14 protein-coding genes are annotated in these 18832 nt (G+C 71.2%); 8 read left to right on the forward strand and 6 right to left on the reverse strand.

Translation table 11 applies throughout. The features are described from left to right. Positions 1 to 6: 6 nt before the first annotated feature. On the reverse strand, positions 7 to 2814 hold the full coding sequence (gene secA / locus ACYVGQ_RS15270; protein ID WP_460785525.1) for a preprotein translocase subunit SecA: 2808 nt from the start codon (positions 2812 to 2814) through the stop codon (positions 7 to 9). A gap of 187 nt (positions 2815 to 3001) precedes the next feature. Between secA and ACYVGQ_RS15275 the strand changes: the two genes are divergently transcribed. The 5 genes from ACYVGQ_RS15275 (at position 3002) to ACYVGQ_RS15295 (ending at position 9750) form a co-directional block, all read left to right on the forward strand. Next, the gene (locus ACYVGQ_RS15275; RefSeq protein WP_460785526.1) at positions 3002 to 3625 is read left to right on the forward strand and encodes a PadR family transcriptional regulator; all 624 of its coding nucleotides are present in this window, start codon (positions 3002 to 3004) and stop codon (positions 3623 to 3625) included. Continuing rightward, the gene (locus ACYVGQ_RS15280) at positions 3622 to 4368 is read left to right on the forward strand and encodes an ABC transporter ATP-binding protein (protein WP_460785527.1); all 747 of its coding nucleotides are present in this window, start codon (positions 3622 to 3624) and stop codon (positions 4366 to 4368) included. The genes ACYVGQ_RS15275 and ACYVGQ_RS15280 overlap by 4 nt, the downstream gene beginning before the upstream one ends. Next, positions 4365 to 7181: an ABC transporter permease gene (locus ACYVGQ_RS15285; protein WP_460785528.1), complete on the forward strand. Its 2817-nt coding sequence runs from the start codon at positions 4365 to 4367 to the stop codon at positions 7179 to 7181. Before ACYVGQ_RS15280 ends, ACYVGQ_RS15285 begins: the two co-directional genes overlap by 4 nt. Next, entirely contained in the window at positions 7178 to 8353 is a 1176-nt protein-coding gene (locus tag ACYVGQ_RS15290; RefSeq protein WP_460785529.1) for a glycosyltransferase family 4 protein, read from the forward strand. Before ACYVGQ_RS15285 ends, ACYVGQ_RS15290 begins: the two co-directional genes overlap by 4 nt. A 65-nt stretch (positions 8354 to 8418) precedes the next feature. Next, positions 8419 to 9750, forward strand: a complete 1332-nt coding sequence (locus ACYVGQ_RS15295; RefSeq protein WP_460785530.1) for a coiled-coil domain-containing protein — start codon at positions 8419 to 8421, stop codon at positions 9748 to 9750. Between the two features lie 27 nt (positions 9751 to 9777). Here the strand turns inward: ACYVGQ_RS15295 and hpf are convergent, their stop codons facing one another. From hpf to mtrA, 5 genes are all read right to left on the reverse strand, one after another. Next, positions 9778 to 10434: a ribosome hibernation-promoting factor, HPF/YfiA family gene (gene hpf, locus ACYVGQ_RS15300; protein ID WP_460785531.1), complete on the reverse strand. Its 657-nt coding sequence runs from the start codon at positions 10432 to 10434 to the stop codon at positions 9778 to 9780. A gap of 59 nt (positions 10435 to 10493) precedes the next feature. Beyond that, the gene (locus ACYVGQ_RS15305; protein WP_460785532.1) at positions 10494 to 11207 is read right to left on the reverse strand and encodes a ComF family protein; all 714 of its coding nucleotides are present in this window, start codon (positions 11205 to 11207) and stop codon (positions 10494 to 10496) included. A gap of 80 nt (positions 11208 to 11287) precedes the next feature. Beyond that, positions 11288 to 12997, reverse strand: a complete 1710-nt coding sequence (locus ACYVGQ_RS15310) for an LpqB family beta-propeller domain-containing protein (RefSeq protein ID WP_460785533.1) — start codon at positions 12995 to 12997, stop codon at positions 11288 to 11290. Further along, positions 12994 to 14700, reverse strand: a complete 1707-nt coding sequence (mtrB, locus tag ACYVGQ_RS15315) for an MtrAB system histidine kinase MtrB (protein ID WP_460785534.1) — start codon at positions 14698 to 14700, stop codon at positions 12994 to 12996. Before mtrB ends, ACYVGQ_RS15310 begins: the two co-directional genes overlap by 4 nt. An 8-nt stretch (positions 14701 to 14708) precedes the next feature. Next, positions 14709 to 15389, reverse strand: a complete 681-nt coding sequence (mtrA, locus tag ACYVGQ_RS15320) for an MtrAB system response regulator MtrA (RefSeq protein ID WP_460785535.1) — start codon at positions 15387 to 15389, stop codon at positions 14709 to 14711. A gap of 167 nt (positions 15390 to 15556) precedes the next feature. On the opposite strand from mtrA, the gene ACYVGQ_RS15325 reads away from it, so the two are divergent. The 3 genes from ACYVGQ_RS15325 to ACYVGQ_RS15335 are packed head-to-tail and all read left to right on the forward strand — an operon-like array spanning position 15557 to position 18830. Beyond that, complete coding sequence (locus ACYVGQ_RS15325; protein ID WP_460785537.1) at positions 15557 to 17011, forward strand: glycerophosphoryl diester phosphodiesterase membrane domain-containing protein; 1455 nt, start codon at positions 15557 to 15559, stop codon at positions 17009 to 17011. Further along, on the forward strand, positions 17008 to 17646 hold the full coding sequence (locus tag ACYVGQ_RS15330; protein ID WP_460785538.1) for a DUF4129 domain-containing protein: 639 nt from the start codon (positions 17008 to 17010) through the stop codon (positions 17644 to 17646). Before ACYVGQ_RS15325 ends, ACYVGQ_RS15330 begins: the two co-directional genes overlap by 4 nt. Beyond that, positions 17643 to 18830, forward strand: coding sequence for a DUF4350 domain-containing protein (locus ACYVGQ_RS15335; protein ID WP_460785539.1), 1188 nt, complete (start codon positions 17643 to 17645; stop codon positions 18828 to 18830). The genes ACYVGQ_RS15330 and ACYVGQ_RS15335 overlap by 4 nt, the downstream gene beginning before the upstream one ends. The last annotated feature ends 2 nt before the right edge of the window (positions 18831 to 18832 follow it).

An 18832-nucleotide genomic window follows, 5' to 3' on the forward strand; every position in this document is an offset into this window, starting at 1 on the left:
CGCGCGCTACTTCTTCTTGTCGGAGGCCCTGCGCTGAGCACGGTTCTGCGCCACGGGCGCCGCTCCGTCTGTCCTCTGCCCGAAGGCGCCGCGCTCCGCCGGCGCCTCGGGAGCAGGGGTCCCGGCCGCCGCGGCCGCAGCGCGCCGCACGCGGTCGGTCGCCGCCTGCTGCACCTGACCGCGGTCGTTGCGCACCTCGACGTCGCCGGAGTCGCTCGGCGCGGAGTACTCCAGCCGCTGCTCCGGCGCGCCGTCCGCGAGGCCCTTGGCCTCGACGGCCGCGACCTCGCCGCTCTGGGTTCCCTCGGCACGGCGCACCTCGACCTCGAGGTTGTAGAGGTAGCCGACCGTCTCCTCCTTGATCTGCCCCATCATCGACTGGAACATCGCGTACCCCTCGCGCTGGTACTCGATCAGCGGGTCGCGCTGCGCCATGGCGCGCAGACCGATGCCGTCCTTGAGGTAGTCCATCTCGTAGAGGTGGTCGCGCCAGCGACGGTCGAGCACCTGGAGGACGACGCGGCGCTCCAGCTCGCGGGTGGCGGGGGATCCGAGGGTCTCCTCGCGCTTCTCGTAGGCGATCTTCGCATCCGAGAGCAGCTCGCGGATGAGACCCTCCGAGGTGATGCCGCCCTTGCGGCCCTGCGCCTCGGAGACGACCTCGTCGATCGTCACGCCGACGGGGTAGAGCGTCTTCAGCTCGGTCCACAGCGCGTCGAAGTCCCAGCTCTCGTTGTGCCCCTCCGCCGTGTGATCCTTGACGACGCCCGTGATGGCGTCCTCGATGAAGTGCTGCACGCGGTCGGCGATGTCGTCGCCGTGCAGGATGTGCCGGCGGTCGGTGTAGATCGCCTCGCGCTGACGGTTGAGGACGTCGTCGTACTTGAGCACGTTCTTGCGCATCTCCGCGTTGCGCGCCTCGACCTGCGACTGCGCGCTGCGGATCGCGCGGGAGACGAGACCGGACTCGATCGGCACGTCGTCGGGGAAGTTCGTCCTGGCGAGGATAGCCTCCGCCGCACCGGACTGGAACAGGCGCATGAGATCGTCGGTGAGACTCAGGTAGAACCGGCTCTCGCCGGGATCTCCCTGACGACCGGAACGTCCGCGCAGCTGGTTGTCGATGCGGCGGGACTCGTGACGCTCGGTGCCGAGAACGTAGAGGCCGCCGGCCTCGGCGACCTTGCCCCCCTCTTCGGCGACCTTCGCCTTCATCTCCTCGTACGTCTCGTCCCAGGCCGACTCGTACTCCTCCGGCGTCTCGACGGGATCGAGCCCCTTCGTCTTGAGCTCCTGGACCGCGAGGAACTCCGCGTTTCCGCCGAGCATGATGTCGGTGCCGCGACCAGCCATGTTCGTGGCGACCGTGACGGCGCCGAGGCGTCCGGCGCGTGCGACGATCTCGGCTTCACGAGCATGGTTCTTCGCGTTCAGGACCTCGTGCTTGACGCCCTTCTTCGCGAGCAGCCGGGACAGGTACTCGCTCTTCTCGACGCTGACCGTTCCGACCAGCACCGGCTGGCCCGCGGCGTGCCGCTCGGCGATGTCCTCCACGACCTGGGCGAACTTCGCCGTCTCGTTCTTGTAGACGAGATCCGCCTGGTCCTTGCGGATCATCGGACGGTTGGTCGGGATCGGGACGACGCCGAGCTGATAGGTCGACATGAACTCGGCGGCCTCCGTCTCGGCGGTGCCGGTCATGCCCGCGAGCTTGTCGTAGAGGCGGAAGTAGTTCTGCAGCGTGACGGTGGCGAGCGTCTGGTTCTCCGCCTTGACAGGGACGCCCTCCTTGGCCTCGATGGCCTGGTGGATGCCCTCGTTGTAGCGGCGTCCGACGAGGATGCGCCCGGTGTGCTCGTCGACGATCATGACCTCGTCGTTCATGACGACGTAGTCGGTGTCCTTCTTGAACAGCGCGAGCGCCTTGATCGAGTTGTTCAGGAACGAGATCAGCGGGGTGTTCGCCGACTCGTAGAGGTTGTCGATGCCGAGGTAGTCCTCGACCTTCTCGATGCCGGGCTCGAGCACGCCGACGGTGCGCTTCTTCTCGTCGACCTCGTAGTCGACACCGGCCTCGAGGGTGCGCGCGATCTTCGCGAACTCCGCGAACCAGCGGTTGGCCTCCCCCGATGAGGGCCCCGAGATGATGAGGGGCGTGCGGGCCTCGTCGATGAGGATCGAGTCGACCTCGTCCACGATCGCGAAGAAGTGCTCGCGCTGGACGAGGTCCTCCCTGCGCCACGCCATGTTGTCACGCAGATAGTCGAAGCCGAACTCGTTGTTCGTGCCGTAGGTGATGTCGGCGGCGTACTGCTCGCGACGCACCGCCGGCGTCTGACCGGAGACGATGATGCCGGTGGTCATGCCGAGGGCGCGGTACACGCGGCCCATGAGCTCCGCCTGGTAGGAGGCGAGGAAGTCGTTGACCGTGATGACGTGGACGCCCTTGCCCGCGATCGCATTGAGATAGGTCGGGAAGGTCGCCACCAGCGTCTTGCCCTCACCGGTCTTCATCTCGGCGATGTTGCCGAGATGAAGGGCGGCGCCGCCCATGATCTGCACGTCGTAGGCGCGCATCCCCAGCGTCCGCTTGGCCGCCTCGCGGACCGCCGCGAAGGCCTCGGGCATGAGCTGGTCGAGCGTCTCGCCGTTCTCGAACCGCTCACGCAGCTCGACTGTCTCGTTGGCGAGCTCGTCGTCGGTGAGCTTCTCGAAGTCCTCCTCCAGCGCGCCGACGGCCTTCACGACCTGGTTGAGGCGGCGGAGGATGCGTCCTTCGCCCGCGCGCAGCAGCTTCTCAAGAGGATTCGCCACTTAAGTCATCTCCCTGTTTGGGCCAGATCCCGGCCGCCCCGATGGGCCGGTGCCGGGCATACTGTGCCATGTTACCGGTCTGTGACCTGCGCGTCGCCTGCACACCGGCGCTGCACGGGCAATCCAAATGTTTCCGCGTATGTATATACTCGGTATTGCTTTCATTTCCTCGCCCGAAGGAGTCCGCATGTCCGTTCGCCAGAGCCTGCTCGCGATCCTCGATCAGGGACCCTGCTACGGGTACCAGCTGCGCGCCGAGTTCGATCGGCGTACCGGCTCCACCTGGCCCTTGAACGTCGGACAGATCTACAACACCCTCGAGCGGCTCGAGCGCGACGGCCTGGTGGAACGCGGCGAGGCGGACGAACAGGGGCACGTCTACTGGGAGATCACTGAGGCGGGCTCCGCAGAGGTGGCCTCCTGGCTCTCCTCCCCCGTGCTGCGCGGCCAGGCGACGCGCGACGAGCTGGCGATCAAGCTGGCCGTCGCCGCTACCCTGCCCGGCGTCGATGTCGCGGCCGTCATCCAGACCCAGCGCACGGCCTCTCTGCGCCAGCTGCAGAACCTCAACAGGGCCAAGTACGCCGGCGGGGACGGCGGAGGCCCCGAGGAGCTCGCCTGGTCCCTCGTGATCGACTCGATGATCTTCTCCGCCGAGGCCGAGATCCGATGGCTCGATCACACGGAGCAGCGCCTGGCGATGCATCCGCGGCACGCCATGGCGCTGGAGCTCGCGACGGACCGCCCGAAGCGGGGACGACCGGCGAAGGCGGAGGCGGAGGCGACGCAGGAGAGCACGGTCGGGGCGTGAGCGAGGAGATTCTCCGCCTCGACGGCGTCACGCAGGAGTACGGCGAGGGTGATCTGCTCGTGCGGGCGCTGCAGGACGTGCATCTGAGCGTGCGGCGCCGCGAGCTCGTCGCGATCATGGGTCCATCCGGCTCCGGAAAGTCGACTCTGCTGTCGATCGCCGGCGGGCTGCAGACGCCCGCCGCCGGCGGCGTGTACGTCGAAGGGCGGCGCCTGGGCGGCCTGCGGCCCGCGGAGATGGCACGCATGCGGCGCCGGTCGATGGGCTTCGTCTTCCAGGACTTCAACCTCATCCCCACCCTCACCGCTCTCGAGAACGTCACCCTGCCGCTGGAGCTGGACGGCTTCCGGCAGCGCGTCGCGCGTCGCGCCGGCCGTGAGGCGCTGGAATCGGTCTCCCTCGGCGATCGGCTGGACTCCTACCCCGACGACCTGTCCGGCGGACAGCAGCAGCGCGTCGCCATCGCGCGGGCGGTCGTCGGCGGACGGTCGCTGATCCTCGCCGACGAACCGACCGGCGCCCTGGACTCGACGACCGGGGAGAGCGTGCTGCGGATGCTCCGCGCGAGGGTGGATGCGGGAGCCGCGGCGATCCTCGTCACGCACGAGGCGCGGCACGCCGCCTGGGCCGACCGCATCGTGTTCCTCCGCGACGGGCGGGTGGTCGACGAGTCGCGACGGGACGAGGCGGAGACGCTGCTCGCCGGCGGGCCGGGCCCGGCGACGGGCGGGCAGCGGCGATGAGCACCCTCCTCGAACGCCCTGAGCAGGCGCACGACGATCATCCGCGCGCCGCGGCGAGCGCGCGCGGTCGCCGCGGGAGGTGGGCCAGGAGACGGGTGGAGCTGCGCCTCGCCGCCAGGCAGGCGCGCAGGGCCTGGCCGACCAGCCTGCTGGTGATCGTGCTGGTGGCGCTGCCGATGGTGCTGGTGTCCGGAGCCGCGACGTTCCTCGCGAGCCGCATGCCCGCGCCCGAGCAGACCATCACCGCGGAGCTCGGGGGGACGGCGGCCTGGTTCATGATCGTCGGCGGCGAGGATCCGACCCGCGGTCAGGCTCCGGACGATCCCTACTGGTATGACGTCGAGCGCGACGAGGACGGCGCCCCGGTGCACCCGGAGCTGACGCCGCCGGACGATCTCGACGGCCTCGTGCCGGACCGCGAGCTGCTGGAGGTCTCCCGCGGCGAGGTCATGGCGCGGACGCCCGACGGGGCAGGACGGCTCTCGGCCGTCGTCGGGGACGCCGCGGATCCCCGCCTCGACGGCCGCTACGAGCTCCTCGACGGACGCCGTCCGCAGAAGGACTCGGAGGCGGCGCTCTCCCCCGGTGCGCTCGCGCGCCTGGACGCACGCGTCGGCGACTCGGTGACGCTCATCGACCCCGCGGCGACGCTCACGATCGTGGGAGTGATGAAGGAGGCCGTCCGTCGCGACGACGAGCAGACCGTCTTCCTGAGCTCGTCCGCCGTGCCCGACGACGTCGCGTCCACCGGATCCGAACAGCTGTGGTTCGCACCGGACTGGCAGCCGTCGGCCGACGACCTCCCCGCGCTGAACCGGGCGGGCGTCATCGCCTATGCGCGGGATCTGGTCGCCGCGTCCGGCGCTCCGAGCTACACCGACCCGGCGACCGCATGGAGCATCGCGGGCGTCGCGGCGATCGTCGGCGGATTCACGGCGTATCTCGTCATCCTGCTCGCAGGCGCCGGCTTCGCGGTCAGCGCACGACGCCAGCAGCGCTCCCTCGCCGTCGCCGCGAGCGTCGGAGCGGATCGCGGATCAGTCTTCCGCGTCGTGCTGCTGCAGGGCACGGTGCTCGGACTGATCGGCGGAGTTCTCGGCGCCGCCGTCGGGACGGCCATCGCCTACCCGGCGCTCGTCCTCCTCGACGACGGCGCGGTGTCGAGCTTCTGGGGCTTCCACACGCCATGGTGGGCGATCGTCGGGATCGTCCTGTTCGCAACCGCCGTGGGCACGGCATCCGCCCTGGTCCCGGCGCGTGCGGCGACGCGGGGCGACGTGCTGGCCTCCCTGCGCGGCACGCGCACGCCTCCGCGCGTCCGCACCGACCGGCCGTTCTGGGGAACGCTGATCGGCCTCGTCGGGATCGGCGCGACGGTGGCCGGCGGTCTGGGCCTCGCCGCGCTGAACGCTGCAGACACGATCGACTACGGCGATCCGCTGCGCAACGTCTGCCTGGCCGGGATCGTCGCTGGCCCTCTCCTGTTCCAGATCGGAGCCATCGTCGCGGGACACTGGCTGCTCTCCCTCATCGCCCGCGGCGCGTCCCGGCTGGGGCTCGCCCCGCGCATCGCGGCCAGGGACGCCGCCGCCAACCCCGCGCGCATCGTGCCCGCCTTCGCCGCGATCGCCGCCTGCGTGTTCATCGCCTCCTTCACGATGACGACGATGGGCGTCTTCACCGCTCAGACCGCACGGAGCTGGTGGTATCAGGCGCCGCTCGGCTCTGTGGTGGTCACCATCTGGGGTGAGGACGATCCCGAGACGGTGCGGATGGCGACCGATGCCCTGGAGCAGACCGAGCCGGACGCGATCGGCTTCGTCCGGCAGGAGGTCGGATACTACACCGCGGACTCGGACGCCCCGAGCGAACGGGTGACGGCCGAGATCATGGACTACGTGGACTGCGACGACATCGACCAGGGGCCGTGCATGGATCGCGCCACGGCGCTGTTCGGGAACGGCTCGCCGTATGTCGTCGCCCCGGAGGACCTCGACATCGTGCTGGGCGTCCGGATCGGGGACGCCCAGCACGAGGCCTTCGCCCGCGGCGGCGCCGTGGTGCTGGACCCCTCGTACCTCGAGGACGGAGCGATCCTCCTGCATCGCTGGGATCGGGCGGAGGCGGACTCCTTCTACGAGGACTGGTGGCCGTCGAAGGCTCCGCCAGAGCCGCTGGACACCCTCCGCGTCCCGGCGGAGGTCGTCACCCCTCCGCAGCGCCTTCCGTGGGGAGTGGTGCTCTCGCCCGAGGCGGCGGATCGCTTCGGCTACGAGACGGTCGTGGGATCCGCGATCGGCTCGTACTCCGTGCCGCCCTCCTCGCAGGCGCTGGACCGGCTGGCCCTGGCGGCGGGGCAGCCCTGGGACGCCTCCAGCGGCTTCACCTACTACCCCGAGAACGGACCGCCCTCCGTCGAGTCCTGGCTCTGGCTCGTCCTCGCCGCGGCGGCCGCGCTCGTGCTGGGCGCCGGCGGCGTCGCCCTAGGACTCGCCCGCGTGGAGCGCCGACCGGACGACGCGACCCTCGCCGCGGTCGGCGCGAGCGGAGGCATCCGGCGCCGCATCGCGCTGTGGCAGGCGATCGTCATCGTCGGGATCGGCTCCGTGACGGGGACGGTGGCCGGGATCATCCCGGTGTGGGGCATCGTCATGCAGTCCCGGACCGGCGACGGCTGGGAGCTGAGGATGAGCGACACCCCGTGGCCGTGGCTGGCGATCCTCGCGGTCGGCCTGCCGCTGATCATCGCCGTCGTGTCCTGGCTCGTGCCGTCGCGCCGCCCTGACCTCACCCGTCGCACGGTGATCGCATGAGGGACGGCACGAGGACGATCCTGCTGGTCAGCGACTACTCGCTCGCCTACATGGGCGGGGCGCAGACCGCGATGCGCCGACAGGCGGAGGCGCTCCTGGATGCCGGCCTCCGGTGCGTCGTGCTCGCACCGGGGACGCCTCTCGGCTGGGATCCTCGCGTGACGATCGTCTCGCCGCCCGTGCGCTTCACGCTGCCGGTCGTCGGCCTGCCCGTGCTGGGCCCCGCGGATTCCCTGACGGCGATCGCCGCCGCGGCGATCCGCGAGCACGACGTCACCGGAGTGGTCCTCCATTCCGAGCTCGCACTCGCCGCCGCGGCCCTCAGGGCGGCCCGGGAGTCCGGCATCCGCACGCTGCACATCGTGCACACGTTCTTCTGGCGCGCCTCGGCGGCCCTCTCCCCGCTCGCGCCGCTGGTGACCGCGTTCCACACGGCGACGACCGGACTGCCTCGCGATCACCGCTGCCGCGGAACCACCGCGATGCAGGACGCCCTGCGCAGCATGACCCTCCGCGTCGCGATGGAGGCCGATGCCGTGGTCTCTCCGTCGAGGCATCAGGCCGAGGCCCTGCGCACCGCGGGCGTCGCACGCGTCGAGGTGCTGTCGAACGTGGTGGAGCCCGTCGTCGAGACGGCGCCAGGGTCCCCGGGAGTGCTGACCGTGCTGTGGGCCGCGCGCTTCGCCCCGGAGAAGCGGCTCGGCGTCGCGCTGGAGGCGATGCGGATGCTGCGCGACAGGATCGGCCCAGGACGCGTCCATCTCCACGTCGCCGGGGGCTGGCATCGTCCGGCCCATGACGTCACCTTCCATGCCAAGGTGGACGCGCGGAGGATCGACGAGCTGATCGCCGGCTCGGACGCCGTGGTCCTCACATCCCTCGGATTCGACAACCAGCCGATGATCGCTCTGGAGGCGTTCCGCCGGGGCCGGCCGGTCATCGTGAGCGATCCCGCCCTCGCACGGGAGTTCGGCGCCGCGGCGATCCAGGCGCCCTCCCCGGACGCCGCCGGCCTCGCGTCGGCGCTCCAGCGGGCGTGGGAGGACCGCGAGCTGCTCGCCGTGGCACGGAGCGCCGCGTCGGCGTATGCGCTCGAGCGCGGCGCCGACGCCCATGTCCGCGGGCTCCTCGCGCTGCTGGATTCCCGTGCCGCGCGGGTCGCATCCGCATGAGCGATGCCGTTCGCCCCGGGCGGATGCACAGCCACCGCAGGGGATCCGGAAAGTAGGATCGGCTCATGGCTGGATTTTGGGGCAGGCGCAGGCGAGAGCAGGAGGCCAAGGCGGCGCAGGACGCCGACCTTGCCCGGAGAGCGGAACAGGCGCTGGTCGCCGCGGACGAGCGCATCCGGACCGCCGCCGACGAGCTGGTGTTCGCCGAGGCCGAGCTGGGCGCCTCGCTGACCAAGGACCTCGCCGCCGCGCTGGATGCCGTCCGCACTCACCTGCGCGAGGCGTTCCAGCTCCATCAGCTGAACCACGACGAGATCCCCGACACGGAAGAGGAGCTGCGCACCCGCAACGCCCGCATCGTGCAGCTGTGCGAATGGGCGGAGGACCTGCTCGAGGAGAAGACCACCGCGCTCGCCGCACAGGTCGCCCGCGTCCGCCAGGCACCGCAGATCATCGCCCAGCTGCGCAGGGACGCCGACGCCCTCACGGCCCGCATCCCGCAGGCCAGGGCCACGATCGAGCGGCTGTCCTCCCGCTACGCGGACTCCGCGGTGCACCAGATCGCCGCGTCCGACGACGAGGCGGCCCAGCTCGTCGCCTTCGCCACCCACGGTGCAGACGTGTCCGAGCGCCGCCGCGCCGCGCGGAAGAACGAAGAGGCGAACCTCGCGCTGGAGGCGGCGACCGAGGCGATCCGTCGCGCGGGCGTCGTCCTCGACGCCGTGGAGGATTTCGAGATCGAGGCGCTGCGCGCCGAGTCGACGCTGGCCGAGGTGATCGCCGACTCCCGAGGAGACGTGATCGCGGCCAGGACCGCCCCCCAGGTGCCCGCGGTCGCGGATGCCGTCGCCGAGCTCGAATCCGCTCTCGGATCCCTCAGCCCCGCCGGCGCCCGGAACGACCCCTTCGCCGAGCTCTCCCGGCTGCGCACCGCCAACAGCGCCCTCGACGAGGTGATCGCGAAGGCCCGCCACCGCGCCGAGCACCCTCTCCCCAGCGTCGCGCAGGTGCAGCACGCGCTGGACGACGCCGACCGTCAGCTCGGCGTCGCACGCAGTCTCATCGCGGGCCATCGCGGCTGGATCGGCGCCGACGCGCGCACGCGGCTCGCCGAGGCCGAGCGCCTGCGGATCGACGTCCCGGAGCGGATCGCCGCGGAGGACACCCGCGAGGAGGCGCTGACCGGCGCTCGGCGCGTCGCGCAGCTCGCCGCCGAGGCGCTCCAGCTCGCCCAGCGCGACATCGACTCCGCGCGTCCCCCGCAGCAGCCCTACGACGACTGGGGCGGCGGCGGATGGGGCGGCGGCGGACGCCGGGGCGGCGGCGGGGGCGATCTCGCCTCCGGTATCCTCGGCGGCCTCGTCATCGGCAGCATCCTCGACGGCATCTTCGACTGACGGCCGCGAGGATGCCGCCGGCGGCGCTCAGGACGCCAGCGCCTCCTGGGGCGGCGCCTGGGTGGTCAGGGAGATGACGCCGTAGTCCCAGCCCTTGCGACGGTAGACGACGCTCGGGTGGTCGGTGCGGACGTCGACGAACAGGAAGAAGTCGTGTCCGACCAGCTCCATGCGATCGACCGCCTCCTCGACCGTCATCCACTCCGCGTCGAAGTTCTTCGTGCGGATGACGACCGGGGAGTAGGTCTCCTCCTCGTCGTTCTGGATCGGCACCGAGCCGGTGGCGACGGCATGCAGCACGTCTGCGGACGCCGGCTCGACGTCGATGCCGGTGAGCGCCCCGCTGCCCTTCTCGAAGTGCGGGCCGCGCGGATGCTGACGCCCGTCGACACGCTTCTCCTTGGCACGGCGCAGCTGCTCGCCGAGCTTGTCGAGGGCGAGGTCGAGGGCGACGAACTTGTCGCCGTCCGTGGCCTCGGCACGCACGACCGGTCCCTTGCTGACGAGGGTGAGCTCCACCGTCTCGTCGGGGACTCTGCCGCCTCGATAGGCCCGATGCGTGACCTTGACGTCGAGGCGCTGCGCCCGGGCGGCGAACGCGGAGATCCGGGCGATCTTCTCTTCGACAACGTCTCGGAAGCGATCGCTGATGCTCACTCCCACGCCGACGATGCTCGTTTCCATTCCTGCCTCCTTGTCCCGGTCCGATCCGGTGGGGGCGGACCGTGGTCGCCTTGTGACCCCTAACCGTAGTCCGCGTTCACCCGGATGTCACCCTGCTTTCCCGATGTGTCCGCCGAGAGGTCCCGATGACGGGGGGTCGCTGCGAGGGCGACCGCTCCGATCACCCGGAATCCGGCGCGCCCGAGCACCGCGGAGGCTTCGGAGAGGGTCGCTCCGGTGGTCACGACGTCGTCGAAGACGATCACCTCCGAACCGTCTCCCCGGCGTGTCGCGCGCAGGCTGCCCCGCACGTTCCTGGCGCGATCGCCGCGACCGAGCCCGCGCTGATCGGATGTCCTGCCCGCGGGCGACAGCAGCCGTTCCGCTCTGCGCCCCGCCGCGCGGATGAGCAGATCCGGCACACGGTAGCCGCGTCGGCGGAACGCCGCTCTCGTCGTCGGCACCGGCACCAGCGGCATGTCCGGCGGCACGAGAACGCTCAGCGCATCCGCCAGGGGACGAGCCAGCATCGTCGCGCCGTCCTCCTTCAGCGCACGCACGCAGCGTGCGACGACGCCCTCGAATCGCAGCGCGGCCGTCACGCGTGTGCCGTCGGCGAGCACCCGGGTCGTCGGCGACGGCGAGAGCGCCGCACGGCACGCGTCGCACAGCATCCGGCCCGGTTCGCCGCAGCCCGTGCACGAGACTCCCAGCAGGAGGCTCAATGCCTCCTCCGTCACACGGAGCACGAGGGAGCGCGTATCCCGCCCGGCCGGATCGCTCGTCGTCGCCATGGTCCCAGCATCCGGCATCGGGACCACCGCATCCGCGGCCGGTGGAGAGTCTCGCGGGCTGTGCTCCTGTGCAGGACGGCTCAGAGACCCGCCCTGGTGCCGAGCACGAGGACACCGGAGAAGTACTCCTGCCACACGGATGCCCTGGGTGCGTAGAGCACGCCCTCCGCCCCCAGGAGACGCAGCCCGTTCCGCTCGGCGGCTCCCGCGATCGCCTCGGCTCCCGCCGGCGCCGCCGCCGTCGCCCCCGGTCCGCCGACCGGCTGCGTGATGAGCACGCTGTCGTCGCCGGAGATCAGGACCGCCAGCTCACCGGAGCCCAGCCACGAGAGGTCGACCCCACCGGCGCGGACGTCGGCGAGCTCCTTCACCGGCCCGAGACCGGTGGGGTTGCCGGAGTCGTCACGGACGATGGCGGCGACCACGACGCTCTGGTGCCCGCCGAGCGTCACGACCGCTGCGAGCCGCGTGCCGTCCGCGGCGACCCGCAGCGCGGAGATCGCCGACGCCGCCGGCCACGCGCCCTTCACGTCGAAGCCCTCCACCTCGGCATCGCTGACATCGGTCGCCCAGGCCTTCAACGACAGCGGATCGGATGCCGGGACGGTCCACACGTAGCCCAGCGGATCGACACTCGGACGGATCAGCCCCGCTCTCTCGTCGAGCGGGTCGACGCGGCCGTCGGTGACGGCGAGCACCCCACCGGCGGAGAGCCGGACGGCGGCGAACTCCTGGTCCTCCGCCATGTCGATGGCCGTGATCGGCTGCTCGATCTGCTCGATCTGCTCGCTGATGCCGGACACCGACGACAGCTCGCCGCCGACGAGACCGCCGAATCCGTCCTCGGTGAGGACCAGCGTGCTGTTCTCCGCGCCGGCGCCCGCGATCGGCACCGTCTGCGCATCGACCGTCCGTCCGTTGACGGTGAACCTCACCTCGGCGATGCCCGCCGGTTTCAGGCTCGCCTGCAGCTGCGTCCGCATGCGCGCCAGCGTCACCGTGTCCAGACTCAGCGCGGCCTCGTTGAGCTCGACCTCCGCCACCTGGCCGTCGATCGGCACCGCGGCCCGCGCGAGCGCGACGTCGGCGGGGAAGGCGCTCTGCACCGCCGGCAGCAGCCACTCCGCCGGTCCGTTCTCGAGGATCGTCCTGGTGATGCGCGTGGCGACGTTGGTCTTCGGATACCAGCGCAGATCGGGGACCAGCCTGCTCCAGCTGCGATCGAAGTACTGCAGCGCATAGGACGCGAAAACCTGCTCGAAGGCGGCCTGATCGATGACGACGCCGTCAGGGGCCTCCGTGATGCGCCATTCGCCGTCGTCGTTGCGCCCCAGCGAGAACGGCAGCGTCGTGGAGCCCGTCGCCTCGCTGTAACCGCCGCCGCTGTCGACGCTCGCCACCTGATCGAGATCGACGACGACGGTGCCCTCCTCCGCCTCCTCGACGTCCTCGATGCTCGACTGGTAGCTGCGCGAGGAGACGTTCGCGTCGATCGTCACCCCGGAGCCGGGCACCCACGAATCCGCGAGGTCGGGGCTGAGGAACTGCTGCGCGATGCTCCACCCGTCCGCCGGGGAGATGGAGGCCTCGAGGAATCCCGCGACGATCTGCTCGGGAGACCAGCCGCGCACCGGCCCCGTCGCGACCTGGGTGAACTCGGTGTCGGTCTGCGCCTCGCCGACGGGCAGGCCGTTGGTCACCGGGCCGGAGGTGGGCAGCCCCGCGCAGGCCGTCAGCAGGAGAGCGAGCGCCGCCGCCGAGGTCACGCGCAGCATCCGTCCGGCGTTCATCGACCGCCTCCTTCGTCGTCTGGCCCGCCGAGCTCTTCCATGCCGAGCTCGTAGCGCACCTGCGAGAGCTGGATCGGCTGCGTGGCGTCCGCGATGTCGGCGAGCGTCTCCTGCGGCTCCAGCGGCACGGGAGAAGGGCCCTGCAGCGGGCCGGGATGCCGCGGGATCGTCAGAACGAAGTTCGACCCGACCGCGAGCTCGGACCACACCGAGAGGGTGCCGCCGTGCAGACGGGCATCGCCGAGCGCGATCGACAGGCCGAGTCCCGTGCCGCCGATCGTTCGCTGACGGGAGGGATCGGCGCGCCAGAACCGGTCGAAGACGCGCTCGGCGTCCTCTCCCCTCATCCCGAGCCCGAAATCGCGCACTCCCGCGGCGACGGCATGCTGATTGCTGTCGACCGTGATGACGATCGGACGGCCCTCGCCGTGCTCGATCGCGTTGCCGATGAGATTGCGCAGCACCCTGCGCACCCGCCGCGGGTCCATGTCGACCGGCGAGTAGCCGCCCGGCGCCACCAGCCGCAGCTCGGTTCCGTGCCGCCTCGCGAGCGGGCTCATCTGCTCGATGACGTCCTCCGCCAGGTGTGCGAGGCTCGTCGCCTCGAGCTCGAGCTGCACCGAGCCCGCGTCGTAGCGGCTGATCTCGAGCAGATCGTTGAGCAGCGTCTCGAAACGCTGCACCTGCGTGTGCAGCAGCTCGGTGGTCCGGGAGGTGGTCGCGTCGAAGTCCTCCCGCTGATCGTTGAGCATGTCCGCCGCGAGACGGATGGTCGTCAGCGGGGTGCGCAGCTCGTGCGAGACGTCCGACACGAAGCGCTGCTGCACGAGCGAGAGCTCGCCGAGCGCCTTGATCTGCGCCTCGATGCTGTCCGCCATGGCGTTGAAGGAGCGGCCGAGCGTCGCGAGCTCGTCCTCGCCGTGCACGGGGATGCGCACCTCCAGGTCGCCGGCGGCCAGGCGGGCGCTCGTCTCCGCCGCCTCGACGATGGGCACCGACATCGACCGCAGCACGATCCAGGAGATGCCGGCGATGAGAGCGACGAGGACGCTGCCCGCCAGCCACAGCGTGCGCTGCACGAACAGCAGCGTCTGCTCGGAGTCGGCCAGGCTGTACGCGATGTACACCTCGAACTCCCCCACCTGCGGCACGTCCAGCTGCTGGCCGACGACGATCCCCGGCACCGTGGCATCCCCGTCGACGAGCGCGATCGACTGCCACTGCTGGAGATCGTCGAACTGCGTGACGCGCGTGCGCAGGGCGGCGCTGAGAAGGTCAGGCGCGAGACCGGGCGACTGGAACCCCGGCACGGTGACGTCGCCCGCCTGCACGTCGATCTGGAACGCCGTGATGCGGTCGGAGGAGGAGACGCGGTCCAGCTCCCCCTGGACGTTCAGCCAGAGCGCGCGCAGCGCCGCCCTGTCGTCGCCGACGTCCGCGGAGTCGAGCGTGAGCTGAGCCGCGGCGACGGCCCGCTGCGCGTCGGCGAGCGCCTGGTCCCTGCGCGAGCCGAACAGGTCGTTCTGGATGACGAGCGCCATGATCGCGCAGGTGATGAACACGGCGACCGAGGTGAGCGCGAGAGTGATCGCGATCGTGCGGAAGCGCAGCGAACGCCGCCACAGCACGGCCATGTTCTGCGGCCAGCTGCGCCAGTCGCGCCAGAACGCGACCGTCGTGCCCGTCGCGTTCGTCGCGATCACCGGTGCTCCTAGCCGACGCTCCCGGCGCGGTAGCCCACACCGCGCACCGTCATGACGATCCTCGGGTTGTCGGGGTCGAGCTCGACCTTGGCGCGCAGCCGCTGCACGTGCACGTTCACGAGGCGGGTGTCCGCCTTGTAGTGGTAGCCCCACACCTGCTCGAGCAGCATCTCCCTGGAGAACACCTGCTGAGGCTTGGAGGCCAGCGCCACGAGCAGCTGGAACTCCAGCGGCGTGAGCGCGATGGGGGCGGCGCCTCGGCGGACCTCGTGCGCGTCCACGTCGACGACGAGATCCCCGATCCGCAGCGTCTCGGAGTCGGTCTGCGCGCTGGGGCGGAGCCGCGTGCGGATGCGGGCGACGAGCTCCTTCGGGTTGAACGGCTTGACGATGTAGTCGTCGGCGCCGACCTCGAGACCCCGTACGACGTCGGCGGTGTCGGTGCGGGCGGTGAGCATGATGATGGGGATGCCGGACTCGGCCCTGATGCGGGTGCAGATCTCGATGCCGTCCATGCCGGGCAGCATCAGATCGAGGAGGATGAGGTCGGGGCGCTGCGTCCGCCACTCCTCGACGGCCTTCGCGCCGTCGGCGCAGAACACCGGTTCGAAACCCTCGGTGCGCAGCACGATGCCGATCATCTCGGCGAGCGCGGTGTCGTCGTCGACCACGAGGATGCGTGAGGTCATGTGTGTCCAGCTCCGACTTTCTTCCCAGGGCGCCTGCGGGAACACACCGGACAGACGCGAGTTTTCTCAGCGTACTTCACGACACGCCGCGAATCACGGACCATTCGTCCTGCCACGGCGTCGCGGAGGTGTGACACGATGGAAGGGCTACTGTCGGAGGGAGCGCCGTGAGCGGACAGATGTGGACACCCGCGCCCAGACGCGGGGTCGTTCCCCTGCATCCGCTCACCTTCGGGACGATGCTCGGGCGCGCCTTCTCGATCCTCCGCCACAATCCGAAGGTCGTCTTCGGCTTCGCCGTCCTCGTGCAGCTCGGGCTCGTGCTGGTGATCTCGGCGATCATGGTCACGGTGCTGCTGGTCACCTTCAGCAGGCTGGAGCGCGTCGAGTTCGGCTCGCCGGACTACGAGCCGCTGCTGGTCGGCACGATCGCGATCAACGCCGTCGTCGGATTCGCCCTCGGGCTGCTGTCGATCTGCTTCACCGCGATCCTGCAGGGCGTCGTCGCCGCCGAGGTCCGCTACGCCGCCCTCGGCCGGAAGGCCACCCTGCGGCAGCTGTGGGCGCAGATGAGGCCGGCCTTCTGGCGGCTGTTCGGCTTCGCGATGCTGCAGGTGCTGTTCGTCTTCGGCCTCATCGCCGTCGCGTTCGGCATCATCGCGGCCCTCGTCGCCGGAGCCGTGGGCGGTTCCGGCGATTTCATCGGCCTCGGGATCGGCATCGTCGTGATCGTCATGCTCGGCGCGATCCCGCTGAGCGTATGGCTGGGCACCAAGCTCCTGCTCACCCCCAGCATCCTCGTCTTCGAGCGCGCCGCCCTGCGCGGCGCGCTCGTGCGCTCCTGGCGCCTGACGCGCGGCCGGTTCTGGGTCGCGTTCGGGATCATGTTCCTCACCAGCATCATCATGGGCCTGGCCGCCCAGGTGGTGTCGATCCCCGCTTCCCTGCTGTCCAGCATCCTCATCCCGGTGATCGCACCGACCGGATCGAGCGACCCGACGGCCTACATCCTCGCCATCGCCCTCGGCGTCCTGGTCCCCCAGATCCTCGTGCTCGTCCTCCAGGCCATCGCGATCATCGTGCAGTGCACCGCCGCGGCGTTCATCTACCTGGACTGCCGGTTCCGCTACGAAGGCCTGGACCAGGCGCTGCTGGCGCATCTCGAGCGCCGCGACCTCGGCCTGGTCGTCGACGACTCCGAGGATCCGTTCGCCGTGGATCCGGCACATGCGGTGTCCAGTGCTCCGCCGCCGCGGCAGATGCCGGAGTACGCCGCGCAGCCGGGATGGGCGTCCGCACCCGGATACCCGCCCGCCTATCCGGGACAGACCGGGTACGGGACGCAGCCCGGGTACGGGACGCCCGCCGGATACGGCGCACCGCCGCCCTATGGTGCGCAGCCGGGCTACGCCGTACCGCCGCAGGCCCGCGGATCCGCGCCCGGCACGGCCGCACCGCCGCAGCAGGCGTACCCGCAGACCGGATACGTCCAGGCGCCGCCGCCCACGGCCGTCGCCCCTGCTCCCGCGCCGCCCGCGGCTCCCGCCGCACCTCCCGCACCCCCGGCGCCGATGACCGCACAGCCGCCGACCGACAGCCCGTGGGCTCCGCCGACCGCATGATCCTCGCACTCGAGTCCTTCATCCCCGATGGGGACGAGGCACGGCGCTGGGCGGAGGAGGAGCTCGCCAATCCCCGCTATGACGATGCGAAGCCGACCTGGTTCGATCTGCTCGCCCGCGACGTCCTGCGCTATCTGATCGACCTCTTCAACCCGGAGGGCAGCGCGAACGTCGGCCCCGTCGGCCTCATCGTCGTGTGCGTGGTGATCGTGGCGGCGCTGATCGCCGCTCTCCTGTTCTGGGGACGCCCGCGCGCCACCCGCGCGGTGCGCAGGCGCGGCGGAGACCTGCTCGGGGCGAGGGACGACCGCTCGGCAGCCCAGCTGAGGGCCGACGCCGAGCGCAGCGCCCGGTCCGGCGATTGGAGCACGGCGACGATCCTGCGGTTCCGGGCGATCGCCCGCGCTCTGCTGGAGCGGGACGTCATCGATCCGGCGCCCGGAGCCACCGCCCAGGCGATCGCGCGCGAGGCAGGCGCGGTGTTCGGCGAGGAGAGCCGGGCGCTGCGCGAGGCGGCCATCGGCTTCGACGACGTCCGCTATCTCGAGCACCCTGCGACCGCCGAGGGGTATCAGAGCCTCGTCGCCCTGGACGACCGGCTGTCCGCCAGGCATCCGGGAGCAGTGCCGGCATGACCGTCGCGGTAGAGCGTCCTTCGACCGCCGCGTCGCGGCGCAGGCCCTGGCGGCGCTGGGCGGGCTGGCTCATGGTCGTCGCGCTGGTCATCGGAGGAGCGCTGCTGGCGATGCGGATGACCTCGGCCGTCGCCGAGCCGTTCCGAGGGGCCCTCGACCCCGAGAGCGCCGGCGACAGCGGCGCTCTCGCGTTCGCGGAGATCCTGCGCGACCAGGGGGTGGACGTCCAGATCGCCCGGTCGCGGACCGAGGCGGCCGCCGCCGTCCGCGACGACACGACCCTCGTGATGACCGACCCCTACGCGCTCTCCGACGAGGCCGTGCAGACGCTCATCGCACCGGCGGACGACGTGATCATCCTCTCCGCGAGTTCCCGCATGCTGGATCTCCTCGACCTCGGCGAGGACTCCTGGGCCTCCACCCTCGACGCGGTTCCGGCGTCCTGCGATCTGCCGGAGCTGGCGAGGGTCGGCACGATCCGTCCCGAGCGGCTCTTCACCCCGGCGGACGGCGTGACGGGATGCTTCGCCGACGCGGACGGCAACGCCGCCCTGCTCGTGGCCGATCGCGACGGCGTCCGCACCGCGCTGATCGACGCGCCGCGCCTGCTCAACAACGCCTATCTCGCCGAGAACGGCAACGCCGCGCTCGGTCTCGCCCTGCTCGGGCAGACCGGGCATGTGGTCTGGTATGTGCCTTCCTTCCTGGACAGCGATCTCGAGGCCCAGGGCGAGCCCTCTCTCGGAGATCTGACGCCCGGGTGGGTGACGCCCGCCATCCTCCTGCTCATGCTCGCCCTCATCGCCGCCGGCATCTGGCGGGGCCGCCGCTTCGGGCCGCTCGTGGCGGAGACCCTGCCGGTGACGGTCAGGGCATCCGAGACGATGCACGGCAGGGCGCGTCTGACGGCGAAGACCGCCGATGCCGCGCACGCCGCCGATGCGATCCGCGAGGGCGCGATCCGGCGTCTCGCCCGTCGCCTCGGCCTGCACGACCGCGCGACGCCGATCGAGGTCGCCGACGCGGCGGCCGACCGCCTGCGGGTTCCGCGTCCGGCCGTCGTCGATCTGCTCGCCGGTCCCGTCCCGCAGGACGACGACGCCCTGATCGACGCGGCGCGGCGCCTCTCGGACCTCGAGGCCGCCGTCGAGGCGACGATCCGCAGCGAACGGAGCACCCCATGACC

Source organism: Microbacterium tumbae (assembly GCF_054780175.1).